The sequence below is a fragment of the Pseudomonas schmalbachii genome (genome assembly GCF_017589465.1).
Taxonomy (GTDB): Bacteria; Pseudomonadota; Gammaproteobacteria; order Pseudomonadales; family Pseudomonadaceae; genus Pseudomonas; species Pseudomonas schmalbachii.
The window spans coordinates 121413-139912 of sequence record NZ_JAELYA010000001.1 but is presented as its reverse complement, the minus strand read 5'-3'; the positions used below and the strand labels follow the sequence as shown (position 1 = coordinate 139912).

11 protein-coding genes are annotated in these 18500 nt (G+C 65.2%); 5 read left to right on the top strand and 6 right to left on the bottom strand.

The genetic code is table 11. The features are described 5' to 3' along the window. Nucleotides 1-6 precede the first annotated feature (6 nt). Genes narJ through JFY56_RS00630 form a run of 4 tightly spaced genes read right to left on the bottom strand, consistent with a single transcriptional unit; the run spans nt 7 to nt 8760 of the window. A complete protein-coding gene (narJ, locus tag JFY56_RS00645; RefSeq protein WP_208311559.1) occupies nt 7-765 on the bottom strand; it encodes a nitrate reductase molybdenum cofactor assembly chaperone in 759 nt (252 codons plus the stop codon). Then, nucleotides 758-2314, bottom strand: coding sequence for a nitrate reductase subunit beta (gene narH / locus JFY56_RS00640; RefSeq protein WP_208311558.1), 1557 nt, complete (start codon nt 2312-2314; stop codon nt 758-760). Before narH ends, narJ begins: the two co-directional genes overlap by 8 nt. Continuing rightward, nucleotides 2311-6075, bottom strand: coding sequence for a nitrate reductase subunit alpha (locus JFY56_RS00635; protein WP_208311557.1), 3765 nt, complete (start codon nt 6073-6075; stop codon nt 2311-2313). Before JFY56_RS00635 ends, narH begins: the two co-directional genes overlap by 4 nt. Before the next feature lie 36 nt (nt 6076-6111). Then, entirely contained in the window at nt 6112-8760 is a 2649-nt protein-coding gene (locus JFY56_RS00630) for a nitrate/nitrite transporter (protein WP_208311556.1), read from the bottom strand. A 961-nt stretch (nt 8761-9721) separates the two neighbouring features. Here JFY56_RS00630 and JFY56_RS00625 point away from each other — a divergent pair. The 5 genes from JFY56_RS00625 (at nt 9722) to JFY56_RS00605 (ending at nt 15684) form a co-directional block, all read left to right on the top strand. Beyond that, nucleotides 9722-11014 carry a tyrosine-type recombinase/integrase gene (locus JFY56_RS00625; protein WP_208311555.1) on the top strand — a complete coding sequence of 431 codons (1293 nt, stop codon included), beginning with the start codon at nt 9722-9724 and terminating at the stop codon, nt 11012-11014. Nucleotides 11015-11033: 19 nt separating this feature from the next. Beyond that, nucleotides 11034-11663: an NAD(P)H-binding protein gene (locus JFY56_RS00620; protein WP_208311554.1), complete on the top strand. Its 630-nt coding sequence runs from the start codon at nt 11034-11036 to the stop codon at nt 11661-11663. A 167-nt stretch (nt 11664-11830) separates the two neighbouring features. Continuing rightward, a complete protein-coding gene (locus JFY56_RS00615; protein ID WP_208311553.1) occupies nt 11831-12355 on the top strand; it encodes an RNA polymerase sigma factor in 525 nt (174 codons plus the stop codon). Next, the gene (locus JFY56_RS00610) at nt 12352-13176 is read left to right on the top strand and encodes a FecR family protein (protein ID WP_208311552.1); all 825 of its coding nucleotides are present in this window, start codon (nt 12352-12354) and stop codon (nt 13174-13176) included. Before JFY56_RS00615 ends, JFY56_RS00610 begins: the two co-directional genes overlap by 4 nt. A gap of 36 nt (nt 13177-13212) precedes the next feature. Further along, a complete protein-coding gene (locus tag JFY56_RS00605; protein ID WP_208311551.1) occupies nt 13213-15684 on the top strand; it encodes a TonB-dependent siderophore receptor in 2472 nt (823 codons plus the stop codon). A 41-nt stretch (nt 15685-15725) separates the two neighbouring features. Here the strand turns inward: JFY56_RS00605 and JFY56_RS00600 are convergent, their stop codons facing one another. Further along, a complete protein-coding gene (locus JFY56_RS00600; protein WP_208311550.1) occupies nt 15726-17072 on the bottom strand; it encodes an MFS transporter in 1347 nt (448 codons plus the stop codon). Nucleotides 17073-17140: 68 nt separating this feature from the next. Next, the gene (salA, locus tag JFY56_RS00595) at nt 17141-18430 is read right to left on the bottom strand and encodes a salicylate 1-monooxygenase (protein ID WP_236032378.1); all 1290 of its coding nucleotides are present in this window, start codon (nt 18428-18430) and stop codon (nt 17141-17143) included. Between the last annotated feature and the right edge of the window lie 70 nt (nt 18431-18500).

The window sequence follows — 18500 nt, the reverse complement described above, 5'->3', positions numbered from 1 at the left end:
CTCCGTTCATTGGCCGGCGGACGGCATGACCTGGATGACCTGGGGCAGCGTCTCGTACTTGCGCTCGGCGAGCCTCCGGCCTTCGGCGGACTGCAGGCTGCAGTCCTTGTCGGTTTCGGCGTTGAAGCGCACCGCCTCTTCCTCCCACACCGCGTCCAGCGCCTGGGGTGTGTTGTCCGGCTGTTCGGTCGAGACCGTGGAGCGCTGCTCGTCGATGGCGTCGGTGGCGCCGATCAGCGCGAGCAGGGCGCGGGGCACCAATGCGTAGCGGGTGTTGCGCTCTTCCAGCCGCGCCGCCAGCAGGGCGAGGATGTGCTGGATATCGCCCAGCCACTGGCCGATCTCTTCGTGATTGCGGGTGGACAGGTATTCCAGGAACAGCGGCAGGTGGTCCGGCAGTTCGCGGGCGTCGAGCTGGAAGCCGGCGGCCTCGTACTCGGCCAGCAGGTTGACCATGGCCTGGCCGCGGTCGCGGGATTCGCCGTGCACGTGCTCGAAGAGCAGCAGCGAGGTGGCGCGGCCACGGTCGAAGAGCTCGACGTAGGCTTCCTCCAGGTCCAGCAGGTCGCCGCCGGCCAGCTCCCGGCACCACTGGGCGAGTTGCTCGCGCAGCGGGGCGGGCAGGCGCTCCTCGGCGCCGAGGATGGCGATCGCCTCGGCGCTGGCGGCCTGCAGTTCGGCGCTGGGGTAGTCGAGCAGCCGCGCCAGCACGCGCAGGCTGAGCAGGCCCACTGCCGGGCCATCGCAGGGTTCGTAGTTACCCATGGCGGCTGTCCTCCACCGGATCGAAGGTCTGCACCGGCTTGACCAGCGTGGTGGTCTGCTTGCGCCCGCCGAACAGGCTGACCTGGTTGTTGCCGCCGTTGCAGCCGTCGCCGAAGGTGAAGCCGCAGCCGCTGCGTTCGGCATAGGCCTCGGGAACATGCTCGCGGTGGCCGGTGGGGATGACGAAGCGGTCCTCGTAGTTGGCGATGGCCAGGTAGCGGTACATCTCTTCCACCTGCCGCTGACTCAGGCCGACCTGCTGCAGCACTTCGGCGTTCAGGGTGCCGTCCACGTGCTTGGCGCGCATGTATACGCGCATCGCCATCAGCCGCTTGAGGGCCAGCACCACGGGCGCTTCCTCGCCGGCGGTGAGCATGTTGGCCAGGTAGCGCACGGGAATGCGCAGCGACTCGACCTTCGGCAGGACTCCGTCGAACTCCACGTGGCCGGCCTCGGCGGCGGACTGGATGGGGGAGAGCGGCGGCACGTACCAGACCATCGGCAGCGTGCGGTATTCCGGGTGCAGCGGCAGGGCCAGTTGCCAGTCGATGGCCAGCTTGTACACCGGCGAGGCCTGGGCGGCGGCGATCACGTTGTCGGGCACGCCATCCTTGCGGGCCTGGGCGATCACTTCCGGATCGTTGGGATCGAGGAAGATCTCGCACTGGCGGTGGTAGAGGTCGCGGTCATCCGCCGAGGCGGCCACTTCCTCGATGCGGTCGGCGTCGTAGAGCAGCACGCCGAGGTAGCGGATGCGCCCGACGCAGGTCTCGGAGCAGACGGTTGGCTGGCCGGTCTCGATGCGCGGGTAGCAGAAGATGCATTTCTCGGATTTGCCGCTCTTCCAGTTGTAATAGATCTTCTTGTACGGGCAGCCGGAGATGCACATGCGCCAGCCGCGGCACTTGTCCTGGTCGATCAGGACGATGCCGTCCTCCTCGCGCTTGTAGATCGCGCCGCTCGGGCAGGAGGCCACGCACGCCGGGTTCAGGCAGTGCTCGCACAGACGCGGCAGGTACATCATGAAGGTGTTTTCGAACTGCCCGTAGATGTCCGCCTGGACCTGGTCGAAGTTGATGTCCTTGCGGCGCTTGGCGAACTCGGTGCCCAGCAGTTCCTCCCAGTTCGGCCCCCATTCCACCTTGTTCATCCGCAGCCCGGAGATCAGCGAGCGCGGCCGCGCCACTGGCTGGTGCTCGCCCTGTTTGGCGCTGTGCAGGTGCTGGTAGTCGAAGGTGAAGGGCTCGTAGTAGTCGTCGATTTCCGGCAGGTCGGGGTTGGCGAAGATGTTCGCCAGCACCCGCCACTTGCCGCCGATGCGCGGGTTGATCGAGCCGTCGGCGTTGCGCACCCAGCCGCCGTTCCATTTCTTCTGGTTCTCCCATTCCTTGGGATAGCCGATGCCGGGCTTGGTCTCGACGTTGTTGTACCAGGCGTACTCGATGCCTTCGCGGCTGGTCCAGACGTTCTTGCAGGTGACCGAGCAGGTGTGGCAGCCGATGCACTTGTCGAGGTTCAGGACCATGCCGACCTGGGAACGGATTTTCATTTCACGGCCTCCTGCTGGTAGTCGTTGCCTTCGCCGTCGAGCCAGTCGATGTTGCGCATCTTGCGCACGATGACGAATTCGTCGCGGTTCGAGCCGACGGTGCCGTAGTAGTTGAAACCGTAGGAGAGCTGGGCGTAGCCGCCGATCATGTGGGTCGGCTTGGGGCAGACCCGGGTGACCGAGTTGTGGATGCCGCCACGGGTGCCCGTCACCTCGGAGCCCGGTATGTTCAGGATGCGTTCCTGGGCGTGGTACATCATCACCATGCCCGGCCGCACCCGCTGGCTCACCACCGCGCGGGCGGCGATGGCGCCGTTGGCGTTGTACAGCTCGATCCAGTCGTTGTCGGCGACGCCGATGGAGCGCGCGTCGTCCTCGGAGATCCAGACGATGGGCCCGCCGCGCGAGAGGGTCTGCATCAGCAGGTTGTCGCTGTAGGTAGAGTGGATGCCCCATTTCTGGTGCGGAGTCAGCCAGTTCAGGGCGATCTCCGGGTTGCCGTTGCCCTTCGGCGCGGCGACGCTGGCGGCGGCCTTGGTATCGATGGGCGGGCGATAGACCATCAGGCTCTCACCGAAGGCACGCATCCAGGGGTGGTCCTGGTAGAACTGCTGGCGGCCGGTGAGGGTGCGCCAGGGGATCAGCTCGTGGACGTTGGTGTAGCACGCGTTGTAGCTGACGTGCTCGTCTTCCAGGCCCGACCAGGTGGGACTGGAAATGATCTTGCGCGGTTGTGCGACCAGGTCGCGGAAGCGGATCTTCTCTTCTTCCTTGGGCCGCGCCAGGTGGGTGTGGTCACGCCCGGTGATCTTCGACAACGCCGCCCAGGCCTTCACCGCCACCTGGCCGTTGGTTTCCGGCGCCAGGGCGAGGATCATCTCCGCAGCATCCACTGCCGAGTCCAGTTTCGGCCGGCCCTTGGCCGAGCCGTCGAGCTTGCGGTAGTTGAGCTTGCCGAGCAGGTCGACTTCCTCCTGGGTCTGCCAGGCGATGCCCTTGCCGCCGTTGCCGATATCGTCCAGCAGCGGGCCGACGGAGCTGAAGCGCTCGTAGGTTTCCGGGTAGTTGCGCTTGACCTCGATGAGCGAGGGCATGGTCTTGCCGGGGATCGGTTCGCACTCGCCCTTCTTCCAGTCACGCACCTCGGGCTGGGCCAGCTCGCCGGGGCTGTCGTGCTGCAGGGGGAGGGTCACCAGGTCGGTTTCCTCGCCCAGGTGGCCGACGCACAGGCGGGCGAAAGCGCGGGCGATGCCGTCGTAGATCTGCCAGTCGCTGCGCGCTTCCCAGGCAGGGTCGGTGGCGGCGGTGAGCGGGTGGATGAACGGGTGCATGTCGGAGGTGTTGAGGTCGTCCTTCTCGTACCAGGTGGCGGTGGGCAGCACCACGTCCGAGTACAGGCAGGTGGTGGACATGCGGAAGTCCAGGGTCACCAGCAGGTCGAGCTTGCCCTCGATGGGTTCGTCCTTCCACACCACTTCCTCGGGCTTCTGTTTTCCGGACTCGCCCAGATCCTTGCCGAGCACGCCGTTCTTCGTGCCGAGCAGGTACTTGAGCATGTACTCATGGCCCTTGCCGGAGGAGCCAAGCAGGTTGGAGCGCCAGACGAACAGGTTGCGCGGGTGGTTCTGCGGGTTGTCCGGGTCTTCGCTGGCGAAACGCAGCTGGCCGCTTTTCAGTTGTTCGACGGTGTAGTCCACCGTGCTCTTGCCGGCGGCCTGGGCGGCGGCCGCCAGGCGCAGCGGGTTGATGCCCAGCTGCGGCGCGGAGGGCAGCCAGCCCATGCGCTCGGCGCGCACGTTGAAGTCCACCAGGCTGCCGCTGAAGTCCTGCGGGCGGGCCAGCGGGGAGAGCAGCTCGCTCACTTCCAGCTTCTCGTAACGCCACTGGCTGGAGTGGTTGTAGAAGAACGACGTGCCGTTCATGTGGCGCGGCGGGCGATGCCAGTCCAGGGCGAAGGCCAGGGGCGTCCAGCCGGTCTGCGGGCGCAGCTTCTCCTGGCCGACATAGTGCGACCAGCCGCCGCCGCTCTTGCCGATGCAACCGCAGAGGATGAGCATGTTGATCAGCCCGCGGTAGTTCATGTCCATGTGGTACCAGTGATTCATCCCGGCACCGACGATGATCATGGAGCGGCCGTGGGTCTTGTCGGCGTTCTCGGCGAACTCGCGGGCGATGCGGATCATCTGCGCCGCCGGCACCCCGGTGATCGCCTCCTGCCAGGCCGGGGTATACGGCTTGAGCTGGCCGTAGTCGCTGGCGCCGTCATCTTCGCCGGCACCGCCAACGGTGGCGGTCAGGCCACGGTCGATGCCGTAGTTGGCGGCGGCCAGGTCGAACACGGTGACGGCCAGCACCTCGCGGCCATCGGCCAGCTTCAGGCGTTTGGCCGGCACGTGGTGATGGATGACGTCGCGCAGCGGCACGCTGGGGAAGTGCTTGCGCTCGATGCCGCCGAAGTAGGGGAAGGCCACCCGCGCCACTTCGTCGTGGCGACCGAGCAGCGAGAGGCACAGCGTCACTTCCTTGCCGTCGGCGTCCACCGGCTCCAGGTTCCAGTGTCCGCTCTCGCCCCAGCGGAAACCGATGGAGCCGCGCGGCACCACCAGCCGGTCGGCGCCTTCGTCCCAGGCGATGGTCTTCCACTCGGGGTTGTTGGCCTGCTCCAGATTGCCGGCGAAGTCGCTCGCGCGCAGCTGCTTGCCCGGCACCAGGCTGCCGTCCTCACGGGTTTCCAGCTCCACCAGGATCGGCATGTCGGTGTAGCGGCGGATGTAGTCGGTGAAATAGGCGCTGGGCTTCTCCAGGTGGAATTCCTTGAAGATCACGTGGCCCATGGCGATGGCCAGCGCCGAGTCGGTGCCCTGTTTGGCGCTCATCCACTCGTCGCAGAGTTTGGAGATTTCCGCGTAGTCGGGGGTGATAGCGATGGTCTTGGTGCCCTTGTAGCGCACCTCGGTAAAGAAGTGCGCATCGGGGGTGCGGGTCTGCGGGACGTTGGAACCCCAGGCGATGATGTAGCCGGAGTTGTACCAGTCGGCCGACTCGGGCACGTCGGTCTGCTCGCCCCATACCTGCGGCGAGGCGGGGGGGAGGTCGCAGTACCAGTCGTAGAAGCTCAGGCAGATCCCGCCGATCAGCGACAGGTAGCGGGTGCCGGAGGCGTAGGACACCATCGACATCGCCGGGATCGGCGAGAAGCCGGCGACGCGGTCCGGGCCGTAGGTCTTCACGGTGTAGACGTTGGCGGCGGCGACCAGGGTCTGCATTTCGTCCCAGTCGGTGCGCACGAAACCGCCGCGGCCACGGATGGACTTGTACTGCTTCGCCTTCTGCGGGTCCTCGACGATGCTCGCCCAGGCCAGCACCGGATCGCTGTGGGTCGCCAGCGCCTCGCGCCAGAGCTGCACCAGCGCCTTGCGCACCATGGGGTACTTGAGCCGGTTGGCGCTGTACAGGTACCAGGAGTAGCTGGCCCCGCGCGGGCAGCCGCGGGGCTCATGGTTGGGCAGGTCGGGGCGGGTTCGCGGGTAGTCGGTCTGCTGGGTTTCCCAGGTCACCAGGCCGTTCTTCACGTAGATCTTCCAGCTGCACGAGCCGGTGCAGTTCACCCCGTGGGTGGAGCGGGCGATCTTGTCGAACTGCCAGCGCTGGCGGTAGCCGTCTTCCCAGTCGCGGCTCTCGTCGCGGGTTTCGCCGTGGCTGCCGGCGAATTCCGGCGGACGCTTGACCAGGTAGCGCAGGCGGTCGATGAAGAAGCTCATGTTTCTCCTCCTTTCCTTGGTGGCGCGCGGTAATGGCTAGCAGCGCACCTCGGCATTGCGGCGGGTGTAGAAGAACCAGGTCAGCGCGATGCACAGCAGGTAGAACAGGATGAACCCGTAGAGCGCCCATTCAGGGCCCCCGGTGAGGTCGAAGGAACTGCCGAACGACTTCGGAATGAAGAAGCCGCCGTAGGCCGCCACCGCCGAGATGAAGCCCACTGCGGCGGCGGATTCCTTCTCGCTCTGCAGCGCCTGCTGCTCGGCGGGCAGGCTGGGGAACAGCCGTGGCGTCTGGACACGGAAGATCGCCGGAATCATCTGCGTGGTGCTGGCATTGCCCACGCCGGAGAAGAAGAACAGCAGCAGGAACATCGCCAGGAAGCCCCAGAAGGCGCCCGGTTGGTCCTTGCCTGCGATGAAGAACAGCACGCCGAACACGCAGGCGGCCATGGCGACGAACACCCAGAGGCTGATGCGGCCACCACCGAAGCGGTCCGCCAGGCCGCCGGTGAAGGCGCGGGCGAGGGCGCCTATCAGCGGGCCGAGGAAGGCGAACTTGAGCACGTCGACATCGGGGAAGAGGTGTCCGGCCAGCAGCGGGAAGCCGGCGGAGAAACCGATGAAGCTGCCGAAGGTGCCGGTGTAGAGCACGCTCATCAGCCAGGTGTGCTTGCGCTTGAAGATCGCCATCTGGTCGCTGAACGACGACTTGGCGCTGGCGATGTCATTCATTCCGAGCCAGGCGGCGAGGGTGGCGACGATGATGAAGGGCACCCAGATAAAGCCGGCGTTCTGCAGCCACAGTGGGGTGCCTTCGGTGGTCATCTGGGGATCGCCGCCCAGGCTGCCGAACACCGTCATGGTGATCGCCAGCGGCACCAGGAACTGCATGACGCTCACGCCCAGGTTGCCCAGCCCGGCGTTCAGCCCCATGGCGGCGCCCTTGGCCTGTTTGGGGAAGAAGAACGAGATGTTCGCCATGCTCGAAGAGAAGTTGCCGCCGCCCAGACCGCACAACAGCGCGAGGATCAGCATCACCAGGTAGGACGTCTGCGGGTTCTGCACGGCGAAGCCGATCCACAGCGCCGGCACCAGCAGCGAGGCAGTGGATAGCGCCGTCCAGCGCCGGCCGCCGAAGATCGGCACCATGAAGCTGTAGAAGATGCGCAGGGTGGCGCCGGACAGGCCGGGCAGGGCGGCCAGCCAGAACAGCTGGTTGGCGCTGTAGTTGAAGCCGGCCAGCGGCAGCTTGGCCACTACCACCGACCAGACCATCCAGATGGCGAAGGCCAGCAGCAGGTTGGGGATGGAGATCCACAGGTTGCGGGTGGCGATGCGCTTGCCGGTCTGCTCCCAGAAAGCGGGATCTTCCGGATGCCATTCGCGCAGCACGAAGCTGCTGGGGGTGGACAGCTCCGGCAGGTCTCGGCTTTCCCGGTGCTCGGCCCATTCCAGGCGCTCGGCCATGCGGATCGCGTAGTGCATCCACAGCAGGGCGCCGGCGGCGATCAGGAACAGCAGCATGAAGCAGCTCTGCCAGATGCCGACGACGTCGTTGAGCATGCCGAAGGTCAGCGGCAGCAGGAAGCCGCCGAGGCCGCCGATCATGCCCACCAGGCCACCGACCACGCCGACGTGGTCCGGGTAATAGGTGGGGATGTGCTTGAACACCGCCGCCTTGCCCAGGGACATGAAGAAACCCAGCACCGCGATGATCAGGGTGAAACCGACCAGGCCGAGGGTCATCGAGAACTCGATCTCGCTGCGTATCCCGGTGACCGCGTAGCGGGTCGGCGGATAGCTGAGCAGGAAGGTGCAGAGCACCGACATGCCCAGGGTCCAGTACATCACCTTGCGCGCGCCGTAGCGGTCGGACAGCCAGCCGCCGAGGATGCGGAACAGCGAGGCGGGCACCGTATACAGCGCCGCGACGAAACCAGCGGCCGCCAGCCCCAGGCCGTACACCTCCATCAGGTAGTGCGGCAGCCACAGGGCCAAAGCGACGAAGGCGCCGAATACGAAGAAGTAGTACAGCGAGAAGCGCCAGACACGCAGCTCGGCCAGAGGCGCCAGTTGCTCGGCCAGCGGAATCGGGCGGGCCTGGCGGGTGGCGGCCTGCGGGTCGGTCTTGGCCAGCAGGATGAACAGGATGCCCATGCTGCCCAGCACCGCCGCATACACCAGGGCGGCGCCGCGCCAGCCGAAGGCCAGCAGCAGGAGCGGGGCGGCGAGGTTGGTCAGGCCGGCACCGACGTTGCCGGCACCGAAGATGCCCAGCGCCGTACCCTGGCGGCTCGGCTCGAACCAGGTGGCGGTGTAGGCCGTACCGACGATGAAGCCGCCGCCGGCCAGGCCCACGCCCAGCGCCGCGACCAGCAATATCGGGAAGCTGTCGGCGAAAGTCAGCAGGTAGACGCAGACGGCGGAAACCAGCATCAGCAGGCCGAACACCCAGCGGCCGCCGTAGCGGTCGGTCCACAGGCCGAGGAAGATTCGCGAGATCGAACCGGTCAGCACCGGTGTCGCCATCAGCAGACCGAGCTGGGTGTCGGTGAGCCCGAACTCGTTCTTGATCTGCAGGCCGAGGATGGAGAACAGCGTCCATACGGCGAAGCACAGTGTGAAGGCCAGGGTGGAAAGGCCGAGTGCACGGTACTGATCGCGGGTTGGTACGTTCGTAGCCATGGAAGCCCTTATCGGTGCTCAAAGCGACGCTTTTGTATCAGCCGCGGCTGTTCCGGGTGCTGGTAAGCCCAGTTCCACTGCAAAGAACGCTGCCAAAGGCCGAATCACGGTTAGTGCTGCAAGATCTCGTTATAGGTACTGCGAAACACAGGTCAGGCTAGACCGCATTTCCGTCGTGCACCAATTTCAAGCGGACAAGGATCGAGTGCGAGAGGATGGGGCATTGCCAATTTGAGGATTTAGTTCGGTGCGCTGTAACCAACGGGGTACGGCTGACTTACGCGCATATGACATTTACCATAATATACATTATGCGAAGCTACGTATTGAGTCAGGAGCAGCCGAGCCAGAGGGATTTCGCCAGACGCATCCTTATTCTGTGCTTGCTGTTCAGTTCGTTGTCCTCAGATATCCGTCGCCGTTCTTCATACTCTAATGCTTCAGATCCTGGCGCTCTTGCGTTGACGTCTGCGTCGATCCTTTCCTCAAAATCCGCCATGCTGCCGCGACGCTCTCTTGCCATTCAGTCCGCACCTTGGCTCGCTGTTTTATGCGGCTGCACGAACTACAGGAGTCGAAACGTGCCACGGATTATTCAAGGATCGGGTTTTGATGTGCTGGCTTTGCTCTGATGGTTTCGTTTGCGGAGATTCCAAGTTCCGCATTCACGTTGGAGAGACCTCGGGAGTCTGACGGATGCCGTATTCAACGACGGGTAATGTGCGAAAAACACTTTCCCAAGGCCAGGTTGCAAGCCGAAGCCGTTATCCCTGTAACGTTCACTTATCGAGCATCCAAAGGTCGTAGCCGAGCGAGAGTGTGCTTTAATGCAAACTCTCAAGACTCAAATCTATCTCATTGAAAAATATGTAATATCCGATAATCACCAGACCCGGATATTGCATATAATGCAGTACACCTGAATCAGGATCGGCCTGATCCTCCCGCACTGAACTTATCCATGTCGAAAGATATCCAGCCGCTTTTCGAGACCTACAGCCGTTTTCACGAGTTGAACTTCATGCAACTCAGTGAGGAACTTCCCGCTGTGCGCGAATACCTGACCGGCTTTGCCGACGATAGCCAGGCCGTCGAGGGTTATCTGGCTGTTCGTGGATTCCTGAAGTCCTATGCCGGCAACGAAACCACCTTCAATTCCTACCGAACCCACGTCGAACGCCTGTTGCTATGGGCCCTGCTGGTCGCTCGGAAACCCCTGCTGGAGCTGCGCCGGCGCGATGCCGAGGCTTTCATGGAGTTCTGTCTGAAACCGCCAGCGGATTGGGTCGGTCCGGTGATCAAGTCCCGCTTCGTTCGTCTTGGTGGACGCAAGAAGCTGGAGTCCGACACCTGGCAGGTCAACGATGCCTGGCGGCCCTTCAGTGTGACGGTGTCCAAACGCGACCGGAAGATTGCGGAAGGATCTCTGGGCGAAGCCCATGAGCGCCCTTACAAGATGTCCCAGGGTTCGGTGGCGCAGGTATTCGCGGTTTGCGGAAGTTTCTTCCAGCACGCGATCGATGAAGGACTAACCGAAGTCAACCCGTTCCGCGCGGTCAAACAGAAGTCCATATATAAGCAGCGCAACACGCTGGATGTTGCCGGTCGTTCACTTACGCAACTGCAATGGAGCTATGCCATCGAAACTGCCGAACGAATGGCCGATGAAGATGAAGTCCATGAGCGCACCTTGTTTATCCTGACCACATTGTTCTCGATGTATCTGCGCGTATCCGATCTGGTCGGCCGCGATAACTGGGAACCCACCATGGGCGACTTCCGCCGGGATACCGCGGGTAACTGGTGGTTCCACGTCGTCGGCAAAGGCAACAAGGCTGCCAAGGTCAGCGTTCGCGACGACTATATCCAGACCTATTTCACCCGCTATCGCCGCCATCTGGGGCTGCCTCCCCTGCCCTCGCCCCATGACAAGCAGCCGCTGCTGTCGACGCTCAAGGGCCGTGGTGGGCTGTCCGACCGGCATATCCGCCTGCTGCTGCAAGAAGTGTTCGACCGTGCGCTCGCCCGCATGGCCGACGAGGGTTGGAGCGACGATGAGCGGGACCAACTGCGCTCGGCTTCACTGCACTGGCTGCGCCACACCTCGGCGACCTTCGACGCGCCACACCGGGACATGAAGGACCTGCAGGCCGACCTGCGCCACAATAGCCTGAGCACTACGCAGAACACCTATTACAACTCGCTCGACGAACAACGAGCGCATTCGGTGAAGAGTCTCAAGCTCAAGCCGTGATCAGCCAGGGGGCGTAACCATGAAACTGCTCATTGTCGGAGCGACCGGACTCGTAGGAAGCCATGTGCTGAGCCAGGCGCTGGCCGATTCCCGTGTTTCCAGTGTGGTGGTCCTCGCACGGCGTACGCTGGCGGATCACCCCAAGCTGCGCACCGTCCAGGTGGACTTCGCCCACCTGCCGGATGACGCCGACTGGTGGCAGGTCGACGCCGTGATCTGCGCGCTGGGAACCACCATGCGTGCGGCTGGCTCCGAGGAGGCTTTCCGCCGCGTCGACCATGACTATCCTCTTGCTGTTGCGCGTCTGGCGCGTCACGCCGGGACACCGACGTACGTGCTGAATTCCGCCATCGGTGCGGATGTGGGCTCGCGTTTCTTCTACAACCGGGTCAAGGGCGAACTGGAGCGTGACCTCGCCAGGCTGGGTTTCCCGTCGCTCACGTTCGTGAGGCCCGGGCTCATCGGTGGCCACCGTGCTGAATTCCGGCCGGGGGAACGTCTCTCGGTACTCGCTCTCACATTGCTGGGGCCGGTGTTGCCCAAGGGCTGGCGGCTGAACCCGGCCGAGCGGATCGCCGCGGCATTGCTCGATGCCGCCATCGCCGCCAGGCCGGGCACTCATGTGGTTACCTCCGATCGCCTGATCTGAAGTCTTTCGACTGACACCAGGCTGCGGCAATTCTCGCCTCAGCCATTCCCGAACTGTGATATCCGCAGCCGCCATTTGGCAAATGGCCAGAGAATTGGCCTTCAAATAGAAAGACTTCTCATTTATATTCGCCGGCTTTCCATACTTCGCCCTGCAGCAGGCTCCCCTTGCCTCTCGACTCGCCCAAGCCAACCCTGGTTGCCGCGCTGGTTCGTCACTACGACGATCTGGTCGACTCCCTGCGTCGACGCTTGGGCGACCGCTATTTCGCCCGCGAGGTGGTCCACGACGTCTGTGTGCAGCTCCTGGAAGAGCCGGAAAAGGACGGCGTACGCTCACCGCTGGCGCTGTTGCGCAAGATTTCCCATGATCGCGCCGTCAGCCTCTATCGCAGCGAGCGACGGCGCCAGGCCTGGGTCGATGACCAGGCGGAACTGCCGGATATCGTCTGCGCAAGGCCGACACCGGAACGTCAGCATGAGGCGGCGAGCGAACTCGACCGCCTGTGCGACGCCATCGCCGACCTGCCGCCGCGCTGCCAGATGGTATTCGTCATGCACAAGATCCACGAACTCCCGCAGGCGGAAGTCGCCGAACGCATGGGCATTTCGCTGAAGGCCGTGGAAAAACACCTCCGGCTGGGCATGGCGGCGTGCCGTGCGCATCTGGGCTGGCAGGAGTCCCACGCATGAGCCTGCGCAAACAGGATGACGCCCCATTGGCGGACGAGGCCCTCGCCCGTCACCGCGAGGAGCTGAAGAAGCGCTTCCCGCTGCCGCAGCCCAAGCCCAAACGCCGCTCCACCACCCTGGGCGCCCTGCTCGTGCTCGGCGTCGCCGCCGGCAGCCTGGCCTGGCTGGACCCGGCCTACCGCAGCGAGCACTACAGCAGCGCCATCGGCCAGCGGCAGGTGCTCGATCTGGCGGACGGCAGCCATGTCACGCTGGATGGCTCCAGCCGCATCCCTGTCAGCTGGCATCTGCGCAGCCGCCGGGTCGAACTGCGGGCCGGCCAGGCGCTGTTCAGCGTCTCCCCCGCCCTCTACCGTCCGTTCCGGGTCAGCGCCGATGCCACCGAAGTCGAAGTGCTGGGTACCCGCTTCAACGTCGACCGGCAACGGGACGATGTGCGCGTGACGGTGGCCGAAGGCAAGGTGGTCGTGCGCGGCAACGGTGCGAGCGCGAACCTGCTTCCCGGCGACCAGATACGGGGGCACGCCGGCCAGCTCGGCCAACCGACGCGGGTCGATGCGGAGAAGGTCGCGGCGTGGAAGGACGGCCGCCTGGTGTTCGAACGCACGCCGCTGCGCGAAGTGCTGGCGACCCTCCAGCGCTACCGGGATGCGCCCATCCACCTCGACGATCCGCGCCTGGCGGAATTGCCGGTGTCCGGCGTCTTCGACAGCGCCCGGCCGGACAGCCTGCTCGCCCTGCTGCCGCAAATCCTTCCCGTCAAGGTTTCCCGGGAAAACGATGGAGCAGTGCATCTGCTGGGCCGCGACGCGGAAAAATAATTTTCATCTTGCAGGTAGGGTTCGGCGGAGGCTGTGATGGCTATCTCCAGGAACGCCCCACATTTCCCGGAGAACCCACCAGTGAATCACCCCACCCGGCGCCTTTCCCTGTTGGCCAGCAGCCTGCTGCTCGGCCTGTCCTCATTGGCGCAGGCCGCTGAAATCGACTTCGACCTTCCGCCAGCTTCGCTGGAAGCGTCGCTGAACGCCGTTGCGCAGCAGTCCGACACGCAGATTCTCTTCTCCAGCGACATCGCCACCGGCAAGACCACCCCTGCCCTGCGCGGCCGCTTTACACCGCAGGAAGCACTGGAGCGACTGCTGGGCAACAGCGGACTGAAAGTCCAGCAGCAGGACGAGCACACCTATGTCGTGGTGCCCGGCCAGGTCCCGGCAGCCGGCGCCACTGAAGCCATGGCGCAGCCGGTGGAACTCGACGCCATGGAAGTGACCGCCTCGCGCACCGCCAGCAGCCTGGTGCCGCAGGTGCGCCAGGTGAACGTCATCGAGCGCGAGCAGCTGGACGAACTGCGCCAGGGCTCGGACAGCCTGGCCACGCTGCTGGCCAAGAGCGTTCCCGGCATGTCGGACTCCAGCCGCACCATCACCGACTTCGGCCAGACGCTGCGCGGTCGCACCATGCTGGTTCTGGTCGACGGCATTCCGCTGAACACCAACCGCGATTCCGCGCGAAACCTGGCGAACATCGACCCGGCGCTGATCGAACGCATCGAAGTGATCCACGGCAGCAGCGCCATCTACGGCGCCGGCGCCACCGGCGGCATCGTCAACATCACCACACGCCCGGCGGGCGGCGAGACCCGCGCGGAAACCCGCCTGGATGCCACCTCGTCCCTGACCCAGCTGGACAACGACAGCCTTGGCGGCCAGTTGCAGCAGCACTTCTCCGGCGCGCAGGGGCAGATGGATTACGCACTGGACTTCGGCGCCCGGCATATCGGCGGCTCCTTCGACGCCGACGGCCATCGCATCGCGCCCGAACCCAGCCAGGGCGACCTGTTCGACGCCAACACCTACAACATCGGCGGCAAGCTCGGCTTGCGCATCGACGACCAGCAGCGCATCCAGCTCTCCGCCAGCCATTACGACGCAAAGCAGGACACCGACTACGCCTCCGACCCGTCGGTAGCCCTCCTGCCGCCGGGCTCGGTGCCGGCCAGGCCGCTCAAGGGCCTCGAACTGGATGAGCAGAACCGCATCAGGAACACCCTGGCGAACCTCGAATACAGCCATCTCGACGTGCTCGGCAGCGCGCTTTCCGCCCAGCTTTATTACCGCGACTACTTCACCCGCTTCACCCCGTTCGACGCCCGCGGCGTCGCCACCCGCGGCCGCTTCGTCGACCAGGTCATGCAGAACAGCGAAGTCTTCGGCAGCCGCCTGACCCTGCGCACCCCGCTGAGCGACGCCACCGAGCTGGTCTGGGGCGGCGACCTCAACCGCGAGCGCAGCGACATGCCGCTGGACATCTTCGATCCGGCCCTCTACGACGCCAGCGGCGGCCGGGTGTTCGAGAAGACCAGCAAGCTCACCTACATGCCCGAGCTGACCACTCTCAGCACCGGCGCCTTCGCCCAGCTGCAGCACCGCTTCAACGACCAGTGGTCGATCGACGGCGGCCTGCGCTACGAATACGCCACCGCCGAGTTCGACGACTTCATCCCGCTCTCGGAAATCCATAACGCCAGCCCGGCCACCGTGCAGGGCGGCGAGATCGACTATGACGCAGTGCTCTCCAACATCGGCGTGGTTTACTCGCCGGTGGCCGGCCAGGAAATCTACGCGGCCTTCAGCCAGGGCTTCCAGCTGCCGGATGTCGGCATCCAGCTGCGCAACGCCCGGCGTGGCTTCGATATCGATTCCTCGGACCTGGAGCCGGTGAAGACCAACAACTACGAGCTGGGCTGGCGTGGTGCGCTGGGCGAGCAGACCCTGGGCAGCCTGGCGCTGTTCTACACCACCTCCAAGCTGGGCGATGTGCAGAGCTTCAACAACGGCCTGATCCTCACCCGCACCAAGGAGCGCATCTATGGCGTGGAAGGCAGCGCCGACTGGCTTTCGCTCGACGAAGTCTGGGGCGCGGGCGGCACCTTCACCTGGATGAAAGGCCGCGAGAAGCCGGACAACGGCGACTGGCAGGACATGACCGGCTACCGCATCCCGCCGCTCAAGCTGACCGCCTACGTGCAGCTCAAGCCCACGGACGTCTGGAGCAACCGCCTGCAGGCGACCTACTTCGCCAGCGAGGACTACCGCCTGGACGGCCAGGCCAGTTTCGGCCGCCGCGACGTGGATGGCTACACCACCGTGGACCTGATCAGCGAGTACCGCCTGAGCGAAGCGGACAAGCTCGGCCTCGGCATCCAGAACCTGTTCAACCGCGACTACTACCCGCTGTACAGCCAGTTGCTGCGCAATAACAACACCACCAGTCACCTGCCCGCTCCGGGCACAGTGCTGACCGCCAGCTACAGCCATCAGTGGTGATCCACCGCTGCCCCACAGGGACGTGGGGCAGCGGCAGCCGATCAGCCGGCAGTGGATTCGAGCGGCCGCTCGGCAACGTGGACCATGAGGCGCGGGCGGTGCGAGATGAACACCAGGATCGCGCCAGCACCGACCAGCCCCGGCAAGGCGAAGGCCAGGAAACTCACCTGCAGCGGCAATTGCGCGGCATGCAGCGCCCCGCCCAGCAGCGGGCCGATGATCGCGCCGATGCGGCCGATACCCATGGCCCAGCCGAGCCCGGTGGAACGGATGTGCGCCGGGTAGAACTGCACGGCGCAGGCGTTGGCGAGAATCTGCGTGCCGATGGTGCAGGCTCCGGCGATGCCGATCAGCAGGTACAGCACCGACAGCGGCGACTTCAGCGCGAGCAGGCTGAGGGCCAGCGCACCAATGGCGAAGAACGCCAGCAGCACACGGCCAAGCCCGATGCGGTCGCCCAGCCAGCCGCCGCCGATGGCCCCGAAGATGGCGCCGAAGTTCAGGACCAGCAGGAACGCCAGGCTGGAATTGAGGCCGTAGCCGGCGGCGTTCATCAGCTTGGGCAGCCACGAACTCAGGGCGTAGACCATCAGCAGGCAGCAGAAGAACGCCAGCCAGAGCATCAGCGTGTTCAGCGCGCGGCCGTCATGGAACAGCTGCGCGATGGCGACCTTGTCCGCCTGCCCGCTGGCGAGGTTCAACTTGTCGCCCGCACCGGGTACATATTCCGGAACGGCGCGGGCAAGCAGCGCCTGGGCCCGGTCGACCTGCCCTTGGCGCAGTAGGAAGTTCAGCGACTCCGGCAACTGGCGCACCAGCAACGGCAATACCAGCAGCGGCACCACCGCCACGAAGAACACCGCCTGCCAGCCCCAGGCAGGCATCAGCAACATGCCCAGCCCGGCGGAAAGCATGCCGCCCACCGAATAGCCGCTGAACATGACCGCGACCAGGGTGCTGCGAATTTTCTTCGGCGCGTATTCGTTCATCAGCGCCACCACGTTCGGCATCACCCCGCCGATGCCGAGACCGGCGATGAAACGGCACAGCGCGAACTCCTCGGGACTGCGCGCGAAGCCGTTGATCACGGTGAATCCGCTGAACAGCAGCACGCAGGTCATGATCGTCTTGCGTCGCCCGATGCGGTCCGACAGCGGACCGAAGAACAGCGCTCCCAGCATCATCCCGACCAGCGCGCAGCTGCCGAGCAGTCCGGCCTGCAGTGCCGTCAGCCCCCAGGCCTGCATCAGCGCGGGCAGGACCACGCCGTAGATAACCAGGTCATAGCCGTCGAAGATGATGATCAGCGCGCACCAGAACAGCACGCGTGCATGAAAGGCATTGAAGCGGGCCCCGTCCAGCAGGGCGGAAACGTCGATGGTACGCATGGCATGGCTCTTCTTGTCATTGTTATGGAGCCGGGGGCGCCAGGTGGCGCGCCCGGTAAACGAGACTGTCAGGCGCAGTCGCTCAGGGTCGCCCAGCCCAGGCGCGCGCGGGCTTCGGCCACGTCGGCATCAAGGTCGTGGTTCCACAGCCAGTCGAAACGGCTGGCCAGGGTCGCGCCCAGCGCCTGTTCGTCCGAGCCGACTGCCGGATCGCGCAGTTCGTACAGCTCGCCCGTCTCCCAGGAGGTGCGCTGTACCCGGCAGGCACGCGGGCGGCGCAGGGCGTCGTAGCTTTCCAGCAGCGCGCTCAGGTCGCTGGCGCGCAGCTGCGGTTCGCCGAGCAGGCGGGCCAGGAAGTAGGCGTCCTCCAGCCCCTGCCCCGCCCCGGCGCCCTGGTGCGGCAGCATGGCGTGCGCGGCATCGCCGATCAGCGCCACGCGGCCGTGCACGTAACCCGGCAGCTCGGCGAGATCGTGCAGCGCCCAGTGGGTCGGCGCGGGAATGCACTGCAGCAGCACGCGCGCGGCATCGCCCCAGCCGGCGAAGGCATCGAGCATTTCGCGCTGGCTGGCCTCGCGTACCCAGGGCGCATTCTTCGGCCAGATGGGTGCCGGTGAGCTGCGATCCGAGACGAAGGCCACCACGTTGATGATGCGTCCGTGCTTCACCGGGAAGGTCAGGATGTGGCCGTCGAGGCCGAGATACATCTGTGGCACATCCACGAGGTGCTCGTCGATGCCGGCGGCCTGGTAGGCTTCCCGCAGGCGCAGGCTGTCGATCATGCCGCGATAGGCGCAGGTGCCGCTGAAGCGTGGAGCGACCGGAGCGGCGCCCAGCCCTTCGAGCACATGGTTGCGGATGGCGGACTTGATGCCGTCCGCGGCGATCAGCAGGTCGCAGCGGTAGTCGCTGCCGTCGGTGAACAGCACGCGGGCTTCGTCACCCTGCTGCTCGACGCTGGCGGCGCGCTTGTTGAACTGCGCGATGCCCTCGGGCAGCCGGCTGGCCAGCACATCGAGGAAGTCCGCCCGGTGCACGGACGACTGCCCTACCCCTGGCGCCACACTGGCGCCCAGGTAGCCGGCATCGCTGCTGCGGCGCCACTCGAACCACACGTCCTGCCAGGGCTCCGGCGTACGGTCGGCGACCTGCCCGTAGGGTTCGGCCAGGCCCAGCCCGGCGATGGCGCGGACCGCATTGGCGCCGAAGGAAACCCCCGCGCCCACTTCACCGAAGGCCGGTGCGGACTCGAACAGGCGGACGTCGAGATGGGAATGGCGGCACAGGTCCAGTGCCAGGGCGACGCCGGAGATACCGCCGCCGATGATGCCGACTCGCAAGGCAGGCTTCTTGCTCATGTTCGTACCCATGATGGTTGTTGTTGGAGTGAGGCCATCATGGCGGGCGCAGGAATATTGATAAATGCAG